16 protein-coding genes and 1 tRNA gene are annotated in these 17,709 nt (G+C 70.1%); 4 read left to right on the forward strand and 13 right to left on the reverse strand.

The annotated features are described in order from the left end of the window. Nucleotides 1–11 precede the first annotated feature (11 nt). The 12 genes from E1295_RS31980 to E1295_RS32035 form a co-directional block, all read right to left on the reverse strand. The gene (locus E1295_RS31980) at nucleotides 12–881 is read right to left on the reverse strand and encodes a WecB/TagA/CpsF family glycosyltransferase (RefSeq protein ID WP_246080587.1); all 870 of its coding nucleotides are present in this window, start codon (nucleotides 879–881) and stop codon (nucleotides 12–14) included. Further along, nucleotides 878–1,786, reverse strand: a complete 909-nt coding sequence (locus tag E1295_RS31985; RefSeq protein WP_132636177.1) for a glycosyltransferase family 2 protein — start codon at nucleotides 1,784–1,786, stop codon at nucleotides 878–880. Before E1295_RS31985 ends, E1295_RS31980 begins: the two co-directional genes overlap by 4 nt. Further along, nucleotides 1,783–2,676, reverse strand: a complete 894-nt coding sequence (locus E1295_RS31990) for a sulfotransferase family protein (RefSeq protein ID WP_132636180.1) — start codon at nucleotides 2,674–2,676, stop codon at nucleotides 1,783–1,785. Before E1295_RS31990 ends, E1295_RS31985 begins: the two co-directional genes overlap by 4 nt. 90 nt (nucleotides 2,677–2,766) lie before the next feature. Next, nucleotides 2,767–4,029, reverse strand: a complete 1,263-nt coding sequence (cysN, locus tag E1295_RS31995) for a sulfate adenylyltransferase subunit CysN (protein ID WP_132636183.1) — start codon at nucleotides 4,027–4,029, stop codon at nucleotides 2,767–2,769. Beyond that, nucleotides 4,029–4,943: a sulfate adenylyltransferase subunit CysD gene (gene cysD / locus E1295_RS32000; RefSeq protein ID WP_132636186.1), complete on the reverse strand. Its 915-nt coding sequence runs from the start codon at nucleotides 4,941–4,943 to the stop codon at nucleotides 4,029–4,031. Before cysD ends, cysN begins: the two co-directional genes overlap by 1 nt. A gap of 19 nt (nucleotides 4,944–4,962) precedes the next feature. Next, nucleotides 4,963–5,847, reverse strand: coding sequence for a 3'(2'),5'-bisphosphate nucleotidase CysQ (locus E1295_RS32005; RefSeq protein WP_132636189.1), 885 nt, complete (start codon nucleotides 5,845–5,847; stop codon nucleotides 4,963–4,965). Continuing rightward, nucleotides 5,847–7,286 carry a sugar transferase gene (locus E1295_RS32010; protein ID WP_246080590.1) on the reverse strand — a complete coding sequence of 480 codons (1,440 nt, stop codon included), beginning with the start codon at nucleotides 7,284–7,286 and terminating at the stop codon, nucleotides 5,847–5,849. Before E1295_RS32010 ends, E1295_RS32005 begins: the two co-directional genes overlap by 1 nt. 109 nt (nucleotides 7,287–7,395) lie before the next feature. Next, entirely contained in the window at nucleotides 7,396–7,980 is a 585-nt protein-coding gene (pth, locus tag E1295_RS32015) for an aminoacyl-tRNA hydrolase (RefSeq protein ID WP_132338471.1), read from the reverse strand. 63 nt (nucleotides 7,981–8,043) lie between these two features. Beyond that, a complete protein-coding gene (locus E1295_RS32020) occupies nucleotides 8,044–8,652 on the reverse strand; it encodes a 50S ribosomal protein L25/general stress protein Ctc (RefSeq protein WP_132636192.1) in 609 nt (202 codons plus the stop codon). 99 nt (nucleotides 8,653–8,751) lie between these two features. After that, the gene (locus E1295_RS32025) at nucleotides 8,752–9,729 is read right to left on the reverse strand and encodes a ribose-phosphate diphosphokinase (protein ID WP_132636195.1); all 978 of its coding nucleotides are present in this window, start codon (nucleotides 9,727–9,729) and stop codon (nucleotides 8,752–8,754) included. Between the two features lie 64 nt (nucleotides 9,730–9,793). After that, nucleotides 9,794–11,242 carry a bifunctional UDP-N-acetylglucosamine diphosphorylase/glucosamine-1-phosphate N-acetyltransferase GlmU gene (glmU, locus tag E1295_RS32030; protein ID WP_132636198.1) on the reverse strand — a complete coding sequence of 483 codons (1,449 nt, stop codon included), beginning with the start codon at nucleotides 11,240–11,242 and terminating at the stop codon, nucleotides 9,794–9,796. A 126-nt stretch (nucleotides 11,243–11,368) separates the two neighbouring features. Beyond that, nucleotides 11,369–11,440, reverse strand: a tRNA-Gln gene (locus tag E1295_RS32035). A 300-nt stretch (nucleotides 11,441–11,740) separates the two neighbouring features. Between E1295_RS32035 and E1295_RS32040 the strand changes: the two genes are divergently transcribed. From E1295_RS32040 to E1295_RS32055, 4 genes are all read left to right on the forward strand, one after another. Beyond that, the gene (locus E1295_RS32040) at nucleotides 11,741–12,679 is read left to right on the forward strand and encodes an acyl-CoA desaturase (protein WP_132636201.1); all 939 of its coding nucleotides are present in this window, start codon (nucleotides 11,741–11,743) and stop codon (nucleotides 12,677–12,679) included. A gap of 43 nt (nucleotides 12,680–12,722) precedes the next feature. After that, on the forward strand, nucleotides 12,723–13,631 hold the full coding sequence (locus E1295_RS32045) for a TetR/AcrR family transcriptional regulator (RefSeq protein WP_246080591.1): 909 nt from the start codon (nucleotides 12,723–12,725) through the stop codon (nucleotides 13,629–13,631). Nucleotides 13,632–13,742: 111 nt separating this feature from the next. Further along, on the forward strand, nucleotides 13,743–15,803 hold the full coding sequence (locus tag E1295_RS32050; protein WP_132636204.1) for an RNA degradosome polyphosphate kinase: 2,061 nt from the start codon (nucleotides 13,743–13,745) through the stop codon (nucleotides 15,801–15,803). Then, complete coding sequence (locus tag E1295_RS32055) at nucleotides 15,793–16,680, forward strand: NUDIX hydrolase (protein WP_246080589.1); 888 nt, start codon at nucleotides 15,793–15,795, stop codon at nucleotides 16,678–16,680. Before E1295_RS32050 ends, E1295_RS32055 begins: the two co-directional genes overlap by 11 nt. A gap of 92 nt (nucleotides 16,681–16,772) precedes the next feature. Here E1295_RS32055 and E1295_RS32060 read toward each other — a convergent pair whose 3' ends face one another. Continuing rightward, the gene (locus tag E1295_RS32060; protein WP_342775926.1) at nucleotides 16,773–17,627 is read right to left on the reverse strand and encodes a CHAD domain-containing protein; all 855 of its coding nucleotides are present in this window, start codon (nucleotides 17,625–17,627) and stop codon (nucleotides 16,773–16,775) included. Between the last annotated feature and the right edge of the window lie 82 nt (nucleotides 17,628–17,709).

Consider the following 17,709-nt stretch of genomic DNA (forward strand, 5'->3'; position numbering starts at 1 on the left):
CCCCCGCTCGGTCAGGGACGCCGCTGCGACCGGACCCGTGCGGCCAGCGAGCCGCCCAGCAGCCGGGCCGCGTACGGCAGGTCGTCGACCAGGTAGCGGCGCGCCAGCCGCCCCGGCTCGACGGCCAGCCGGAACGCCCATTCCAGCCCGGCCCGCCGCATCCACCCCGGAGCCCTGGCCAGCGCCCCCGCGGCGAACCCGATCGCCGCGCCGCATCCCAGGAACCACGTCTCCGGCAGCTCGTGCCGCAGGTCGGCGATGAGCCGGTCCTGCTTCGGGAACCCCAGCCCGACGAACACCAGCAGCGGCCGCGCGCCGGCCACCTCCCGCAGGACGCGCTCCCTGCCCTCAGCGGTCGCGTCGAAGCCGTACGGCGGGCTGTGGGCGCCGCACACGTTCAGCCCCGGGCAGCGGCCGGCGAGCTCGGCGGCCGCTCCCCGCGCGACGCCCGGCGGGCCGCCGAGCAGGTAGACGGGCCAGCCGTGGCGGGCGGCGCACCGGCTGAGCGACCAGATGAGGTCGGCCCCCGTGACGCGCTGGGGCAGCGGGGTGCCCCGCAGCCTGGCCGCCCACACCAGCGGCATGCCGTCGGGCACGACGAGCTCCGCCGAGCACACCAGGTCGTTGAGCGCGAGGTCGGCGGCCGCGGCCCGGCAGATGTCGACGTTAGGGGTGACGATCCGGCCGCCCCTTCCCGCCTCCAGCTCGCGTGCCACCCACGCGACCACGTCGTCCTCGCTGAGCGCGTCCACCTCGACCCCGCCGACCCGCACCCGCGCCGCCCGCCGCCCGCGCAGGTCGAGCGCGCCGGACTCGCCCGCCCGCGTCGCGACGGCGGCGTGACCCGGGCGTGGGGGGCCGGTGCGGTCGGATGGGGTCAAATGCCGTGCCCCCTGTGGTGGAGTGCGGCGAGGACGGTGGGCGCGGAGACGAGACCGGCGGCCACCGCGAGCGCGATGGGCGCGCGCGGCTCGCCCAGCCGGGCCGCGAACGTGCGCAGCGCCCAGCGCACGGCCTCGCGGCGGTGGCCGAGCGCGGCGTGGCTGAAGGCGAGCTGGCCGTAGACCCGCGCCGCGCCGCGGGGGTTCGCGGCCAGCCGGGGGTGGCGGGCGAGCATCCAGTCGAGCCCGGCGATGCGGTCGGCCCAGCGCGTGGCGTAGTGGGATCCGCCCCACCGCACCCGGACCAGAGGACGGTCGACGTGCACGATGGGCCGGCGCGTGGCGGCGCGCAGGGCGAGGTCCCAGTCTTCGTTCTGCCCGGCGGGGGCGCTCTCGTCCACCCACAGGGAGCCGCGTTCGAACACGTACGTCGAGGAGTGCACCATCACCATCCGCGACCGGACCAGATCGTCGGCCGTCACGGCCGAGGTGCCGGCGAGCCGGGCCACCCGGCGGCGACCGTATTCGATCTCGATGCCGCAGCTGGCGAACTCACCGCCGTCGTGCAGCGCCCGCACCTGGGCGGCGAGCTTGCCGGGCAGCCACACGTCGTCGTCGTCGCAGAACGCGACCAGGTCGGTGTCGCACGCCGCGATCCCGGTGTTGCGCGCCCCCGGAAGCCCGGGGGTGAGGGTGTTGGCCAGGACCCGCACCGAAGCGGACCTGCCCACCTGCCCGGCGACGGCGCGTACCGCTGCGGCCGGCTCGGCGTCGGAGAGGTCGGCGACCACGACCACGGACAACCTGCCGGTGTGGTCCTGGGCGAGCACCGCCTCGACGGCCTCGCGCAGCTGGGCCGGCCGGTTCCCGCGGGTCGGGATCACCACGCCGACGGACGGGGTCATGCCGCGCTCCGGTAGCCGTACCGAGCCCTGAGCGGCCAGGTGAGGACCTCGACGGCACGCCGGTCGCGCGCCCCCAGCCCCGACAGCCACGCCTCGTCCCGCCGCAACTCCACCCGCCCCACGTGGAAGCGCACCGGGTTGCCCGAGGCCGTGTGGGAGCGGCCGAGCCAGGCGGTCGAACCGTCGAGGAACGGCAGCTCCGATGTGGGCAGGCCGAGCCTGCGGGCCAGGCCGGTGAGCGTGTCGACGGGCGCGGCGACGAGGTCTTCGTACCGGACGCGGACGACCCGGGCTCCGCGCCCGGCGAGCAGTTCGAACGCGGCGTTCTGGGCCGTCCAGTGGACGGCGGTCCTGGCCGGGCTCCAGCGGGTCATGGGACGCCCGTCCTCAGGGCGCTCGACGGTCCTGCCCCAGGAGTGGGCGACGGCGCGCGGGTCGCGCACGACGTGCACGATCGACAGGTCCACACCCGCCGCGACCAGGCAGCACGCCAGCGAGGCGTGCTTGCTGGAGTCGATGACCACCGGCGCGCCCGCGGCGGTGTAGAGGGACTGGTAGGCCTGCGCGTATTCGGCGAGGTCGGGATGGGCGATGCGCGGGATTCTGCGGGTGCGGTCGACCCGGCGCCTCAGCGTCAGGACCCTTCCGGCCACTGACGTGGTCCACCCACCGAACGCCCGCTCCCCGACCGCACGCCAGAAGGCGCAGGCGGGGAACGCCACACCGCACCCGCAGAGCTCCTGCGCGAGAACGCCCCTCTCCCAGAGGTGCACCACCTCTCCCAGCGCCACCACGCCGGGCAGCTCGCCCAGCAGCCTTTCCAGCAGCGTGGTGCCGCTGCGGCCGAGGCCTCCCAGGTAGATGACCCGGGCGGGTGGGTGGTCGGTCACGGAGAAGGGCCTTCGCGTCGCCAACACGGAACGCGAAGACCCTAGCGCGGAGCGTAATCAGACGGTCACGGAACCGCCAAAAGATCTACCTCAGTGGGCGTCCATGACCATGCCGGCGCCGACCGTGCTGTTGGTGGACTCGTCGACGAGGATGAACCCGCCGGTCGACCGGTTGCGGGAGTAGTCGTCCACGAACAGCGGCTGGGTGACCCGCAGCGACACCCGCCCGATCTCGTTGAGGCCGAGCGACGTGGCCTCTTCGTCCCTGTGCAGGGTGTTGACGTCGAGCCGGTAGTGCAGGTCGCGCACGAGGGCACGCGCCGTGCGGGTGGTGTGCTTGATCGTCAGCTTGGTGCGCGGCGTCAGCTTGATGCCGTCGGCCATCCAGCAGATCATCGCCTCGAGCTCCTGGGCGACGTGCGGCTGGTTGTTGGGCCTGGCGATCATGTCGCCGCGCGAGATGTCGAGGTCGTCCTCGAAGCGCAGCGTCACCGACATCGGCGAGAACGCCTCCTCCACCGGACCGTCGAACGTGTCGATCGACGCGATCCGCGTGGTGAGGCCGGAGGGCAGGTGCACCACCTCGTCGCCCGGCTTGAGCACGCCGCCCGCCACCTGGCCCGCGTAGCCGCGGTAGTCGTGGAAGGCGTGGTCGGTGGCCCGCTGCGGGCGGATCACATATTGGACAGGGAAGCGCACGTCGGTCAGGTTGCGGTCGGAGGCGATGTGCACGTTCTCCAGGTGGTGCAGCAGCGACGTGCCGAGATACCAGGGCATGTTCTCCGAGCGGGAGACCACGTTGTCGCCGTTGAGTGCGGAGATCGGGATGAAGGTGAGGTCGCCGACGTTCAGCTTGGACGCGAACGACGTGAACTCCTCCCTGATCTCCTCGAACCGCTCCTGCGAGTAGTCGACCAGGTCCATCTTGTTGACGGCCAGCACCAGGTGCGGCACCCGCAGCAGCGAGGCCAGGAACGCGTGGCGCCGCGACTGCTCCAGCACGCCCTTGCGGGCGTCGATGAGGATGATCGCCAGGTCGGCCGTGGAGGCGCCGGTCACCATGTTGCGGGTGTACTGGATGTGCCCGGGCGTGTCGGCGATGATGAACTTACGGCGCGGCGTCGCGAAATAGCGGTAGGCCACGTCGATCGTGATGCCCTGCTCCCGCTCGGCCCGCAGGCCGTCGGTCAGCAGCGACAGGTCGGTGTATTCGGTGCCGCGGTCGCGCGAGGTGCGTTCGACGGCCTCGAGCTGGTCCTCGAAGATCGCCTTGGAGTCGAAGAGCAACCGCCCGATGAGAGTGGACTTGCCGTCGTCGACGCTCCCCGCCGTGGCGAAGCGAAGGATGTCCATCAGAAGTAGCCCTCTCTCTTCCTGTCCTCCATGGCCGCCTCGGACGACCGGTCGTCGGCCCTGGTGGCGCCGCGCTCGGTGATCCTGGTGGCCGCGATCTCCTCGATGATCTCCTCGACCGTGGTGGCCGGGGACTGCACGGCGCCCGTGCAGGTCATGTCGCCCACGGTGCGGTAGCGCACCACCGCCTCGAACAGCGGCTCGTCGTCGCCCCGCTGGACGACGTCGGCGTCGGGCAGCAGCATGCCGTCGCGCTCGAACACCTTGCGGGTGTGGGCGAAGTAGATGGAGGGGATCTCGATGCCCTCGCGCCTGATGTAGTCCCAGACGTCGAGCTCGGTCCAGTTGGACAGCGGGAAGACGCGGATGTGCTCACCCTTGCGGATGCGGGCGTTGTAGAGGTTCCACAGCTCGGGGCGCTGGTTCTTCGGGTCCCACTGGCCGAAGTCGTCGCGGAAGGAGAACACCCGCTCCTTGGCCCTGGCCTTCTCCTCGTCGCGCCTGGCGCCGCCGAACACGGCGTCGAACTCGTGCCCCTCGATCGCGTCGAGCAGCGTGGTGGTCTGCAGCCGGTTGCGCGAGGCGTGCCGGCCGGTCTGCTCGACGACCCGGCCCTGGTCGATCGACTCCTGCACGCTGGCCACGATCAGGCGCGCGCCGAGCTCGGCCGTACGGCGGTCGCGGAACTCGATGACCTCGTCGAAGTTGTGGCCCGTGTCGACGTGCATGAGCGGGAACGGGATGGGCGCGGGCCAGAACGCCTTCTCCGCGATGCGGAGCATGACGATCGAGTCTTTGCCCCCGGAGAAGAGCAGACATGGGCGCTCGAACTCGGCGGCCACCTCACGCATGATGTGGATGGCCTCTGCCTCGAGCACGTCGAGCTGCGACGTCGTGTAGTCGCGCTGGAGCATGGGAGCTTCCTCCGGAGGTTCAGCGGTGTAGGTCCCGGATGCCGGCGAGCAGGGATGCCGCCAGCTCCGGTAAGGAAACCAGGATATCGGGTAGGGACGGGTCGGCTTGGTTGTACCGCAGCTCCGAGCCGTCGATGCGGCTCGCGTGAACCCCTGCGGCCTGGGCGACGGCGACCGGCGCGGCGGAATCCCACTCGTACTGACCCCCGGCGTGTACGTACGCCTCGACGTCGCCGGTGAGCACCGCCGCCATCTTCGCCCCGGCCGACCCCATCGGCACGAGGTCGGCGCCGACCAGGTAGGCGAGCTTCTTGACGAACTCGGGCGGCCGCGTGCGGCTCACCGCGATGCGGAAACGGCCCTGCTCGTGGGCGGGCGGCTTGGGCGGGTCGGCGGTCGTCAGAGTGCGGCCCTGCGCGGGCAACGCCACGGCGCCGGCGGTGAGCCTGCCACGCTCCCAGAGCGCCACATGCACGGCCCAGTCAGCCCGCCCCTCATCGAGCCCCCCGGAACCTGTACCGCCTCCGGGGCCTGCTCGCCGCTCTGTGTCCATGGTCGCGCTCCCCACGCCCCCTGCGTGGTCACGCAAGCTACCGCCTCCGGGGCCTGCTCGCCGCTCTGAGAATTCCCGGGTGCCGTCCAGGGGATCGACGATCCACACCCGGTCGGCGGTGAGGCGGCGGGGATCGAGCCGCTCCTCCCGCGTGGCCTCCTCCGAGAGCACGCAGTCGCTCGGCCGCAGCCTGGACAGCGACTCCATCAGCAGCAGATGGGCGGCGCGATCGCCCTCGGCCCGCAGCGCGGCCGGGTCGTCGAACCCGGTGCGCTCGCGAATCCTCATCAACCGCTCGCCGGCCTCGGTGGCCAGGTCAGCGGCGAGGGCGTGATCGTCGCGAATCGTCATCAATAAGCTCCTTGCCCGCGGGCGACGGCCGACCAAGTCTTCCACAGGATCTGGAGGTCCAGGGTGAGGGACCAGTTCTCCACGTAACGCAGGTCTAGACGGACGGATTCCTCCCACGATAGGTCAGATCTACCGTTGACCTGCCACAGCCCGGTCAGCCCAGGGCGTACGAGGAGTCTTCTGCGCACGTCGTCACCGTAGCGCGCCACCTCCTCGGGCAGCGGCGGGCGGGGGCCGACGAGCGACATGTGCCCGCGTACGACGTTGATGAGCTGGGGCAGCTCGTCGAGCGAGTGGCGGCGCATCAGCGCGCCGAGCGGCGTGACCCGCGGATCGTTGCGCATCTTGAACAGCACGCCGTCCCTGTCGCTGACCAGGGTGATCTTCTGCCGCTCGGAACCCCGCCTCATGGTGCGGAACTTCACGATGGTGAACAGCCTGCCGCCCTTGCCCACCCGGGTCTGCCGGAACAGCGCGGGCCCGGGGCTCGTCACGCGGACGGCGACCGCCAGCGTCACCAGCACGGGCGCCAGCAGGACGAGCAGCGCGGCCGCGACCAGCCGGTCGAAGACGTTCTTGACCAGTTGCCTGGCCCCGGTGAGCTCGGGGTGCTCCACATGCAGCAGCGGCAGCCCGGCGACGGGCCTGATCGTGGTGCGCGGGCCGGCGACGTCCATCAGCGCCGGGGCGACCACGAGCTCGGTGTGGGTGCGCTCCAGCCGCCAGGCCAGCCGCCGCAGCGCCTGGCCGTCCATCTCTGGGCAGGCGAGCACGGCCACGGTGTCGGCGGTGTACTGGCCGACGGCGATCGGCACGTCGCTGAGGTCGCCGGCGACCGGCAACTCGCCGACGTGCTCGCCCGTCCTGCCGCCGGGCAGGCAGACGGCGACGACCTCCATGCCGTGGTGGCGTTCCCTGCGGAACAGGCGTACCAGCTCGGCGATCGCGATCGGGTGGCCGACCGCGACCACGCGGCGCATGCACTCGCCCGCCGCCCTGCGCCGGTGCAGCGAGCGCCGCAGGGCGTACCGGAGCACGAGGGTGAAGAGGGTGACCAGGGGCAGCGCCAGCACGACGTAGCCGCGGGCGACGTCGGTCTTGGTCACGTACGAGCCGATCGCGGTGCCCGCGGTCAGCGCCACACCCGCCTGCAGGATCCTGCGGAACTCCTCGGAGCCGATGCCCAGCATGCGCGGCTCGTAGGCCCGGTTGAGCGCCACCGCGCAGCACCACACCACCGGCAGCGCGAGGCTGACCAGCAGGTACGGCAGCACGTATGGGGTGAGCCCACCGAACCTGACCGTGAAGGCGATCGCGGCGGCGGCTCCCGCCCCGCACAGGTCGGCCAGCACGGCGCGCAACCGGTAGGAGCGCACCCACAAGGGCACGCGGGGCCCGACGCCCCAGGAGACAGCATGGCCGTTCCCGGCGACGGCCATGAGTCCTTCACCGCGCACACGCGCCTCCCCGGTGACCATTCCCGTACGGACAGTCACAGATCGTAGCGGCGGGGAGCCGACGGAACCGGTGAACGACTCTATGCGGCGATCAGCGAGGTGGGCCGGAAATGTGCAGATCAGCCCGGTGGAAGTCGTTCTGGGTGGCGTCGAGGCCGCGGGTCATCAGCGACTCCACGACGTCGGCCGCCCGGTCGACGAGGAAGGGCAGGTCCTTGCGCTCGGCGGTGGCGAAGTCTCTGAGGACGTAGGCGGCGGGGTCCATGCGGCCGGGCGGGCGGCCGATGCCGAAGCGCACCCGGAGGTAGTCGCGGGTGCCGAGCACCTTGGTGATCGACTTGAGCCCGTTGTGGCCGTTGTCGCCGCCGCCGAGCTTGGCCCGCAGCGCGCCGTAGGGCACGTCGAGCTCGTCGTGGACGACGATCAGCCGCTCGGGGCCGATCTTGTAGAAGTCGGAGAGCGCCTTGACGGGCCCGCCGGAGAGGTTCATGTAGGTCAGGGGCTTGGCGAGGATGGCCTCACGGGTCTCGCAGACCTCGGCCCGGCTCTTGTGCGCCTTGAACCGCCCGCCGGCCCTCGCGGCCAGCTCGTCGAGCACCATGAAGCCCGCGTTGTGCCGGTTGCCCGCGTATTCGGGCCCCGGATTGCCCAGCCCAGCGATGAGCCAGCGATCCATGTGATCCCCTCGTAGCGCAACGGGGCGGCTCGCGCGAAGCCGCCCCGTTGTCCGGACGACCCGTTATTCGGCGGCGGCCTCGGCGCCCGCGGCCTCGGCGGCCTCGCCCTCCTCGTCGCCCTCGGCCGGCGCCTCGGTCGGCTTGTTGATGACGCTGAGGACCACGGCGTCGGCGTCGGCGTCGAGCGTGGTGCCCGGCGGGAGCGCGAGGTCGGCGGCGGTGATCACGCTGCCGGCCTCCAGGCCCTCGATGTCGACCTCGACGCCGGTGGGGATGTCGGTGGCCTCGGCCTCGACGGCGATGGACACGAGCGTCTGGTCGAGCATGCCGTCGGGGTGCACGTCGCCGACCGTGGTGACCGGGATCTCGACGACGACCTTCTCGCCCTTCTTGACCAGAAGCAGGTCGACGTGCTCGACGAAGCCCTTGATCGGGTCGCGCTGCACGCCCTTCGGCAGCGCGAGCTCGTTGACGCCGTCACCCTGGAGGCGGATGAGCACGTTGGGCGTGCGCAGCGCCAGCAGCACCTCATGGCCCGGCAGGGTCAGGTGCTGGGGGTCGGTGCCGTGCCCGTAGAGAACGGCGGGCACCTTGTCCGCGCGACGGATCTTGCGGGCGGCGCCCTTGCCGAACGCGGTGCGCTGCTCGGCGGCGATACGTACTTCAGACACGACATCTCCTAGGGATGCACAAGAATCGGATCGGTGCGCGCTCCCCCTCACCCGCCCTAGCGGAAGGCGTTACGAGCGCAACCCCCATAGTCTACTTGCTCAGGTGTCGCCCTCGAACAAGCTCGTGACGGAGCCGTCTTTGAAGATCTCGGTGATCGCGCGGGCGATGAGCGGCGCGATCGTCAGGACGGTCAGCTTGTCGAACCTGTTGGCGGGGGTCAGCGGCAGCGTGTTGGTGACGATCACCTCGCTGATGCGGGAGTTCTTCAGCCGGTCGACCGCCGGGTCGGAGAAGACCGCATGGGTGGCGGCGGCGATGACGTTGGTGGCGCCCTGCTCGTAGAGGGCGTCGGCGGCCTTGCAGATGGTGCCCGCGGTGTCGATCATGTCGTCGATCAGCACGCAGGTGCGGCCGCGTACGGTGCCGACGACCTCGTTGACCTTGACCGAGTTGGCCACGTCGAGGTCGCGCCGCTTGTGGATGAACGCCAGCGGCGTGCCGAGCGTGTCGGCCCAGCGCTCCGACAGGCGGACGCGGCCGGTGTCGGGCGAGACGATGGTGGTGTTGGCCAGGTCGAGCTTGTTCTTGAGGTAGTTCTCCAGCACCGGCATGGCGAACAGGTGGTCGACGGGACCGTCGAAGAACCCCTGGATCTGCGAGGTGTGCAGGTCGATCGACATGAGGCGGTCGGCGCCGGCGGTCTTGAACAGGTCGGCCATCAGCCTCGCCGTGATGGGCTCGCGGCCGCGGCCCTTCTTGTCCTGGCGGGCATAGCCGAAGAACGGCATGACCACGGTGATGCGCTTGGCGGAGGCCCGCTTCAGCGCGTCGACCATGATGAGCTGTTCCATGATCCACTTGTTGATGGGCCCGGTGTGGCTCTGGATGACGAAGGCGTCACAACCGCGTACGGACTCGAGGTAGCGGGCGTAGATCTCGCCGTTGGCGAAGTCGATGAGTTTGGTGGGCGTGAGGGAGACGCCGACGTGGTCGGCGACCTCTTCGGCCAGTTCGGGGTAGGCGCGGCCGGAGAAGAGCATGAGATTCTTCTCGCCCGGCTGCTTGATGCTGGTCATGAGACCTCCTTCGTCGGTCTCACGACCTCGGTGCTGTCCTGCTCGATGACCTCGGCAAGCTCGGTCATGCCTCTTTCTCCTGATCGTGCTCGGCCAGCGCCCGCTGGGCGGCCGCGGCCGACTTGGTGCCCGCGCGCCTGCGCAGGACCCACTTCTCGATGGTGCGCTGCCGGGCTCGCGCCACGCCCATGGCGCCTGGGGGGACGTCGTCGATGATCACTGAGCCCGCCGCCGTGTAGGCGCCGTCACCGACGGTCACGGGGGCGACGAGCATCGTGTCACAGCCGACGAACGCGCCGTCGCGCACGGTGGTGTGGTGTTTGTCGACCCCGTCGTAGTTGACGAAGACGGTGGAGGCGCCGATGTTGACGTCGTCACCGATGGTGGCGTCGCCGGCGTAGGACAGGTGCGGCACTTTGGAACGCTCGCCGACCTTGGTGTTCTTCATCTCGACGAATGTGCCTGCTTTGGACTTGCGGCCGATCACCGTGCCGGGGCGGAGATAGGCGTAGGGGCCGACGTTGGCCTCCGGACCGATCTCGGCGTGGTCGCAGACCGCGTTGCGCACGATCGCGCCCTCCCCGACCGTGGTGCCGGTGAGCGTGGTGGCGGGGCCGACCTCGGCGCCGGCCTCGATGACGGTGTCGCCGTGGAGCTGGGTGCCCGGGTGGACGACCGCGTCGGGCGCGATGCGCACGCTCACGTCGATCCAGGTGCTGGCGGGGTCGATGATCGTGACGCCGGCGCGCATGTGGGCCTCCAGCAGGCGCCGGTTGAGCACCTGCCGGGCGGCGGCCAGCTGGACCCGGTCGTTGACGCCCTCGACCTCGACGAAGTCGCCGGCCACGCAGGCGCCGACGCGATGGCCGTCGCCGCGCAGGATGGCCAGCACGTCGGTGAGGTATTCCTCGCCCTGGGCGTTGTCGGCGGAGACCCGCTTGACGGCGTCGGCCAGCAGCTCGCCGTCGAAGGCGTAGATGCCGGAGTTCATCTCCTTGATGGCGCGCTGCCCGGCGTCGGCGTCCTTCTCCTCGACGATCTCCAGCACGGCGCCGGACTCGTCGCGAATGATCCGCCCGTAGCCGGTCGGATCGGGCACCTCGGCCGTCAGCACGGTGACCGCGTTGCCGTCGGCGTCGTGCCGTTCGAGCAGGGTGGCGAGCGTCTGTGGGCGCAGCAGCGGCACGTCGCCGTAGGTGACGAGGACCGTGCCGGGAATCGTACCGACCTCTTCGAGCACGGTGCGTACGGCGTGGCCGGTGCCGCGCTGCTCGTTCTGGACGACGGCGCGCGCGTCGGGGCTGGTCGCCGCGAGATGGTCGCGCATCCGTTCGAGCGCGTGGCCGATGACCACGATGAGCCGTTCGGGGCCGAGATCGCGGGCGGCGGCGAGCATGTGGTCGAGCAGCGCGCGGCCGCACAACTCGTGCAGGACTTTCGGGGTCTGGCTTTTCATCCGGGTGCCCTCGCCCGCGGCGAGGACGATGACGGCTGCCGGGCGCGGCACACTCACGGACTGAGGCTCCCTGTGGCTGGACGGATCAGGGCTTGTACGGTGCGGCTACCGCACCGACACCCTCCCGACACCGTGAGGATACCTGGCCTCAGCCAGGACACTCAGCGGGGGATCACCTCAAAGCTCCCGGAAGAGGACTCGAACCCCTACAAAGTGGACCAAAACCACTTGTCCTGCCGATTAGACGATCCGGGACGGATCGGACAGCTAGCGTCCGACACATCCCTACGATACCGAGCCCACGCGTGCGCGCGCGCCCGTAATTACGCCCCGGCTCCGCGTGGCGGGTGATCCGCCCAGGTGAGAGCGGCAGTACGGCTACGCCCACCCTTAACAGACCGCCCGAAAAGACGCAAGGCACGAACCCCACCCACCTTGCCCACCGGAACGTCACCTTCACCATATTCCAGGCTTAGGTCTTCCTTACTTACGATGGCGTAGGTTACGGTTGCGTAGCCGGACATTCGTCCTCATACAGGCCATTGGAGGTCGCTCATGACCGTTACCGCCGAACGTTCCTCCCCTGCCCCGAAACCGGACTTCGAACCAGAGCCACGGTCGAAGACCGAACTCGTCACCTTCGCCCTCGTCGTCGGGCTGCCCCTCGTCGCGATCGGGGCGGCGGTGCCGCTGGCATGGGGCTGGGGCCTCGGCTGGACGGACATCGCGATCGCCTTCGTCTTCTACGTCGTCTCCGGGCTCGGCGTCACCGTCGGCCTGCACCGCTACTTCACCCACGGCTCGTTCAAGGCCAAGCGGCCGCTGAAGATCGCGCTGGGCATCGCCGGCAGCCTGTCGCTGGAGATGTCGGTGCTCGACTGGGTGGCCACCCACCGCAAGCACCACAAGTTCTCCGACAAGGAGGGCGACCCGCACTCGCCGTGGCGCTTCGGCCCCGGCTTCAAGAACATGACCAAGGGCCTGCTCTACGCCCACATGGGCTGGCTGTTCGAGAGCGAGCGCACCAACAGGGAGAAGTACGCTCCCGACCTGTGCAAGGACCCCGACGTCATCAAGCTGCACAAGTGGTTCCCGTCGCTGGCCCTGGTCTCGATCCTGCTGCCCGGCCTGCTCGGCCTGGTCATCACGTGGTCCTGGCAGGGCGCGCTGACCGCGCTGTTCTGGGGCTCGCTCGTCCGCATCGGCCTGCTGCACCACGTGACCTGGTCCATCAACTCCATCTGCCACGTCTTCGGCGAGGAGGACTTCCAGGTGCGCGACAAGTCGCGCAACGTGTGGTGGCTGGCGATCCCGTCGTTCGGCGAGTCGTGGCACAACCTGCACCACTCCGACCCGACCTGCGCCAGGCACGGCGCGCTCAAGGGCCAGATCGACCTGAGCGCCGGCCTGATCCGCATCTTCGAGCGGCTGGGCTGGGTCCACGCTGTCCGCTGGCCGAACCCGGAGCGGCTGGCGGCGAAACGCATTGCCTGACGCCGATCAGCCGGAAGGCGGCCACACTGCCGTGGCCGTCATTATGGAGACCGTGACGGAACCCCGATCCCGCAGACGCATGTCCGGTAGCGAGCGAAGAGAACAGCTGATCCGCATCAGCCGTTCGCTCTTCGCGGAGAAGGGGTTCGACGGGACCTCTATCGAAGAGATCGCCGCTACCGCACAGGTCTCGAAACCCGTGGTGTACGAACACTTCGGCGGCAAGGAAGGCGTCTACGCGGTCGTGGTCGACCGCGAGATGCAGAAGCTGCTCAGCATGATCACCGAAGCCCTCGCCGCCTCCCACTCCCTCATCAAGCTGGAGCGGGCCGCCCTGGCCCTGCTGCAGTACATCGAGGAGAGCAGCGAGGGCTTCCGCATCCTGGTGCGCGACTCCCACGCCGCCTCCGGCACGGGCACGTTCGCGAGCCTCATCAGTGAGATCGCGAGCCAGGTGGAGGACGTCCTGGCCGACGAGTTCGCCGCCCGCGGCTACGAGCCCACGCTCGCGCCGATGTACGCGCAGATGCTGGTCGGCATGGTGGCACTGACCGGTCAGTGGTGGCTCGACGTACGCAAGCCGGGACGCGAGGAGGTCGCCGCCCACCTGGTCAACCTGGCGTGGAACGGTCTGACGGGGCTCAATCCCAGCCCGGCCATCAGCCTCACGACCCGCGAGCTGACGCCGCCTGCCAAGCCGCGCACCGGCGACAAGGGGCTGCGCGAGCTGGACAAGGCCCGCGAGAAGGAGCTCAAGGAGGCCGAGAAGCTACGCCAGCGCGAGCTCAAAGAGGCCGAGAAGGCCAGGGTGCGCGAGTTGAAGGAACGCGAGCGGCTGCTGAAGGAGGCCGAGAAGGCTCGCGAGCGCGAGGAGAAGATCCGCCAGCGGGAGGCCCGGCTGGCCGAGCGCGCCGCGCGTCTCGGTCAGGTAGATCATCCCGAGCGAACTTGAACGTGCAGGTCATGGCGGATGACGATGGGATTGAACAGGGCTGACCGACGAGGGTAAGCCGTTGCGACGACGTTAACGTGCTGTTCAACCAATCAGGGCAATATACGACATATGTCCGCGGAAGCTTTTCCCCCCGCCAACGACCTGCCCCTCCCCCAGGAACGATTCCTCAACCGCGAGGAGAGCTGGCTCCAGTTCAACGAGCGGGTGCTCGATCTGGCCGAGGACGCCTCGCTGCCGCTGCTCGAACGGGTGCGCTTCCTCGCGATCTTCGCCGGCAACCTCGACGAGTTCTTCCGCGTACGGGTGGCCGGGCTGAAGCGGCGCATGGCCACCGGCCTGCTGCTGCGGACCAAGAGCGGGCTCAAGCCCCGTGAAGAACTGGCCAGGATCGGCACGGTCGCCGACGAACTGGCCAGACGGCACGCGACGGCCTTCCACCACCACGTTCTCCCCCAGCTCGCGAGCGAGGGCATCGAGATCGTCAGGTGGGACGACCTGGGCCGGGAGGAACGTACGGAGCTGCGCAAGCTCTTCAGGGAGCGGATCCGGCCGGTGCTGACGCCGCTGGCCGTCGACCCCGCCCACCCCTTTCCCTATATTTCAGGGCTCAGCCTGAATCTGGCCGTGCTGGTGCGCAACCCGTCGACCGATCACACGGTGTTCGCGCGGGTCAAGGTGCCTTCGCAGCTGCCGAGGTTCGTGCCCGCGTCCAAGGACAGGTTCGTGCCGCTGGAGGACGTGATCGCGGCCCACCTCGGCCAGCTCTTCAAGGGCATGGAGATCCTCCAGCACCACGTCTTCCGCGTGACCAGGAACGAGGACCTCGACGTGGACGAGGACGTCACGGAGAACCTCATGCAGGCGCTGGAGAAGGAGCTGCTCAAGCGGCGCTTCGGCCCGCCCGTGCGGCTTGAGGTCGAGGACACGATCACGCCCGAGGTGCTGGCGCCGCTCGTGGAGGAGCTGGAGCTGGCGCCGCACGAGATCTACCGGCTGCCGGGGCCGCTCGACCTGACGGGCCTGCACGCCATCGCCGACCTCGACCGCGGCGAGCTCGGCTACCGGCCGTTCGTGCCGGCCGAGGTGATCAACGCCGAGGACGACATCTTCTCGATCCTGCGCGAGCGCGACCTGTTGCTGCACCACCCGTACGATTCGTTCGCGACCAGCGTGCAACGCTTCATCGAGGTGGCCGCGGCCGACCCCCGCGTCCTGGCGATCAAGCAGACCCTCTACCGCACCAGCGGCGAGTCGCCCATCGTGGACGCGCTGATCGACGCAGCCGAGGCGGGCAAGCAGGTCGTGGTGGTCGTGGAGATCAAGGCCCGCTTCGACGAGCACGCCAACATCTCCTGGGCCCGCAAGCTCGAACGCGCCGGCTGCCACGTCGTCTACGGCGTGGTCGGGCTGAAGACGCACTGCAAGCTGGCGCTGGTGATCCGCCAGGAGATCTCGGGCGAGCTGCGCCGCTACTGCCACATCGGCACCGGCAACTACAACCCCAAGACCGCCCGCCAGTACGAGGACTTCGGCCTGCTCACCGCGGACCCGCTGGTCGGCGAGGACGTGACCGACCTGTTCATCCACCTGACCGGCTACTCCAACCACTCCGCCTACCGGCGGCTGCTGGTCGCCCCCCATTCCATGCGCAGCGGGCTGCTGGCCAGGATCGAGCGGGAGATCGCCCACCAGCAGGCCGGGCGCCCGGCCAGAATCAGGATCAAGACGAACGCGCTGGTGGACGAGCCGATCATCGACGCGCTCTACCGGGCGTCCAGGGCCGGCGTGCCGGTGGACCTGTGGGTGCGGGGCATCTGCACGCTCCGGCCAGGGATCCCAGACTTGTCCGAAAATATCCGCGTAAGGTCGATCTTGGGGCGTTTCTTGGAGCACTCCCGGGTGTACGAGTTCGGCCTGGACCGGCGGCCCGAGCTGTGGATCGGCAGCGCCGACCTGATGCGCAGGAACCTCGACCGCCGCGTCGAAGCCCTGGTCAAAGTGACGTCCCAGCAGCACAAGACGTACCTCGTCGAGCTGATGGACCGGGCCATGGCCGAGACGACCAGCGCGTGGTGGCTCGGCTCCGACGGCTCCTGGGCCCGCCACCCGGGCGAGGACCTGCAAAGCCACCTCGTCGGCACCCGTCGCTGGAGGACCGTTGACGACTGACCTGCTCCGCGCGGCCGGAGCCGTGGTCTGGCGGGGTGAGCCGCGCAGCCCCCACGTGGCCGTCGTCCACCGTCCCGCCTACGACGACTGGACCTTCCCCAAGGGCAAGCTCAAGCCCGGCGAGCACGTGATCGCCGCCGCCCTGCGCGAGGTGCGCGAGGAGACCGGCATGACCATCGTGCTCAGCCGCGCGCTCCCGCCCGTCCACTACCTCACGGCCGAGCGGCTCAAGCGGGTCGACTACTGGGTGGGCCGGGCGGTCGCCGACGACGGGTTCGTGCCCGGTGACGAGGTGGACGAGCTGCGCTGGCTGCCCGTGGACGAGGCCGGGCGGCTGCTGACGTACGAGTGGGACGCCGGGCTGCTGCGTTCCCTGGCCGCGGCGCCGCTCGCGACCACGCCCCTCGTGCTCGTCCGGCACGGCTCGGCCGGCGCGAGGAGCGAGTGGCGGGGTGATGACGCCGAACGGCCGCTCGACGCCACCGGGCGTGCGCAGGCGGCGAACCTGGCCTGCGTGCTGCCCGCGTACCGGCCCGAGGTGCTGGTGAGCTCACCCAGCGCCCGGTGCGTCCAGACCCTGGAGCCGTACCTCGCCGCGATGCCGCACCAAGCCGCGCCACCCGGCGGGACCGGGACGCGGGCAGGCGCGGGGATCCGGATCGAGCCGCTGCTCAGCGAGGAGGGCCAGGACCCGCGCAAAACCCCCGCCCTGGTCGGCGACCTCACGCCGCCCGCGGCGGTGTGCAGCCACGGCAAGGTGCTGCCGGGGCTGATCGAGGCGCTCAGCGGCAGGAGCGTGCACCTGCGCAAGGGCGCCTTCGCCGTGCTGCACCGGGCCGGCGGGCACGTCGTGAGCGCCGAGCATTATCCGACGTGAAAGCGACAACATGACCGGCCCCATGGCTGCGGCGTGAAAGCGGCAGGTTTGTTTCCGGCCCTCATGGCTGCGCGGGAGGACCGGAGAAATCGTCATAGGAGTTGGTCGACCGCTTCGGCGGTCTTCGCCCAGACCTCGGGAAACTCGGCGTGCGCCCGGTCGGCCGCGCTGCGCTCGATCCCGACGAGCACCCCGTACGTGAAGGTGTCCTCGCCGGCCTGGCGGGCGTTCTCGGCCTCCTTCGCCAGGGTCTGCTGCGCGACCACGCCGTCCTGGTGCGTCCCCAGGATCTCCTGGACGCCCTCGGCGAGTTCGGCGAGCCTGGCCATGCCGGCGCCCAGCGTCGGTGTGAGCGCTTCGGCGGTGTATCGAGCGCGTTTGGCCGCCTTGCGCACGTCGTGCATGGCGAACTCGCGGCGTTCGGGGTCCTCGACGGCCTGGGCGGTGTCGTACGCCCTCGTCACCCGGTCCCAGGTGGCCGCCGCGATGGCGCTGAGACGCTCCTGCGCGGGCTTGGACGCCGCCTTGCCCAGTTTCGGGGCGGAGACGAGGGAGTCGAGCGCGTTGAGGAGTGTGTAGTAGCGTTCGCCGCTCAGTGCGTCCTTGATGCGTTCGTACGCCCCTTGCTCTCGTTCGAGCAGATCCGTGCCGAGCCGCGCCTGGATGGGGCCCGTGACCAGTTCGGGGGCCAGCCCGTCCAGCGCCCTGCCGAACCTGGCCCTGATGACCTCCAGGTCGCGCGCCTCGCCAAGGACGTTGCCGAGCCAGCGCAACTCGTCCTGGAGCCGGTCGGTGTCCTTCACGACCGTCCTGAATGCTTTGAGCGCGCTGCGCATCCTCCGGGCGGCCACTCGCATCTGGTGCACGGCGTCCTCCTCGGCCCTGCGTACCCGGGGGTCCTGCGAGAGGAGGGCGGCGACCTGGCCGGCCAGGTACGTGACGACGATGTCGCCGGCGGTGCCCGGCCGGGTGGGGGCCTTGGGGAGCTAACTAAAAAAAAAAATCCGAGCCCACGAGACACTGAGCGAC

Source organism: Nonomuraea mesophila (assembly GCF_004352805.1).
Taxonomy (GTDB): Bacteria; Actinomycetota; Actinomycetes; order Streptosporangiales; family Streptosporangiaceae; genus Nonomuraea; species Nonomuraea longispora.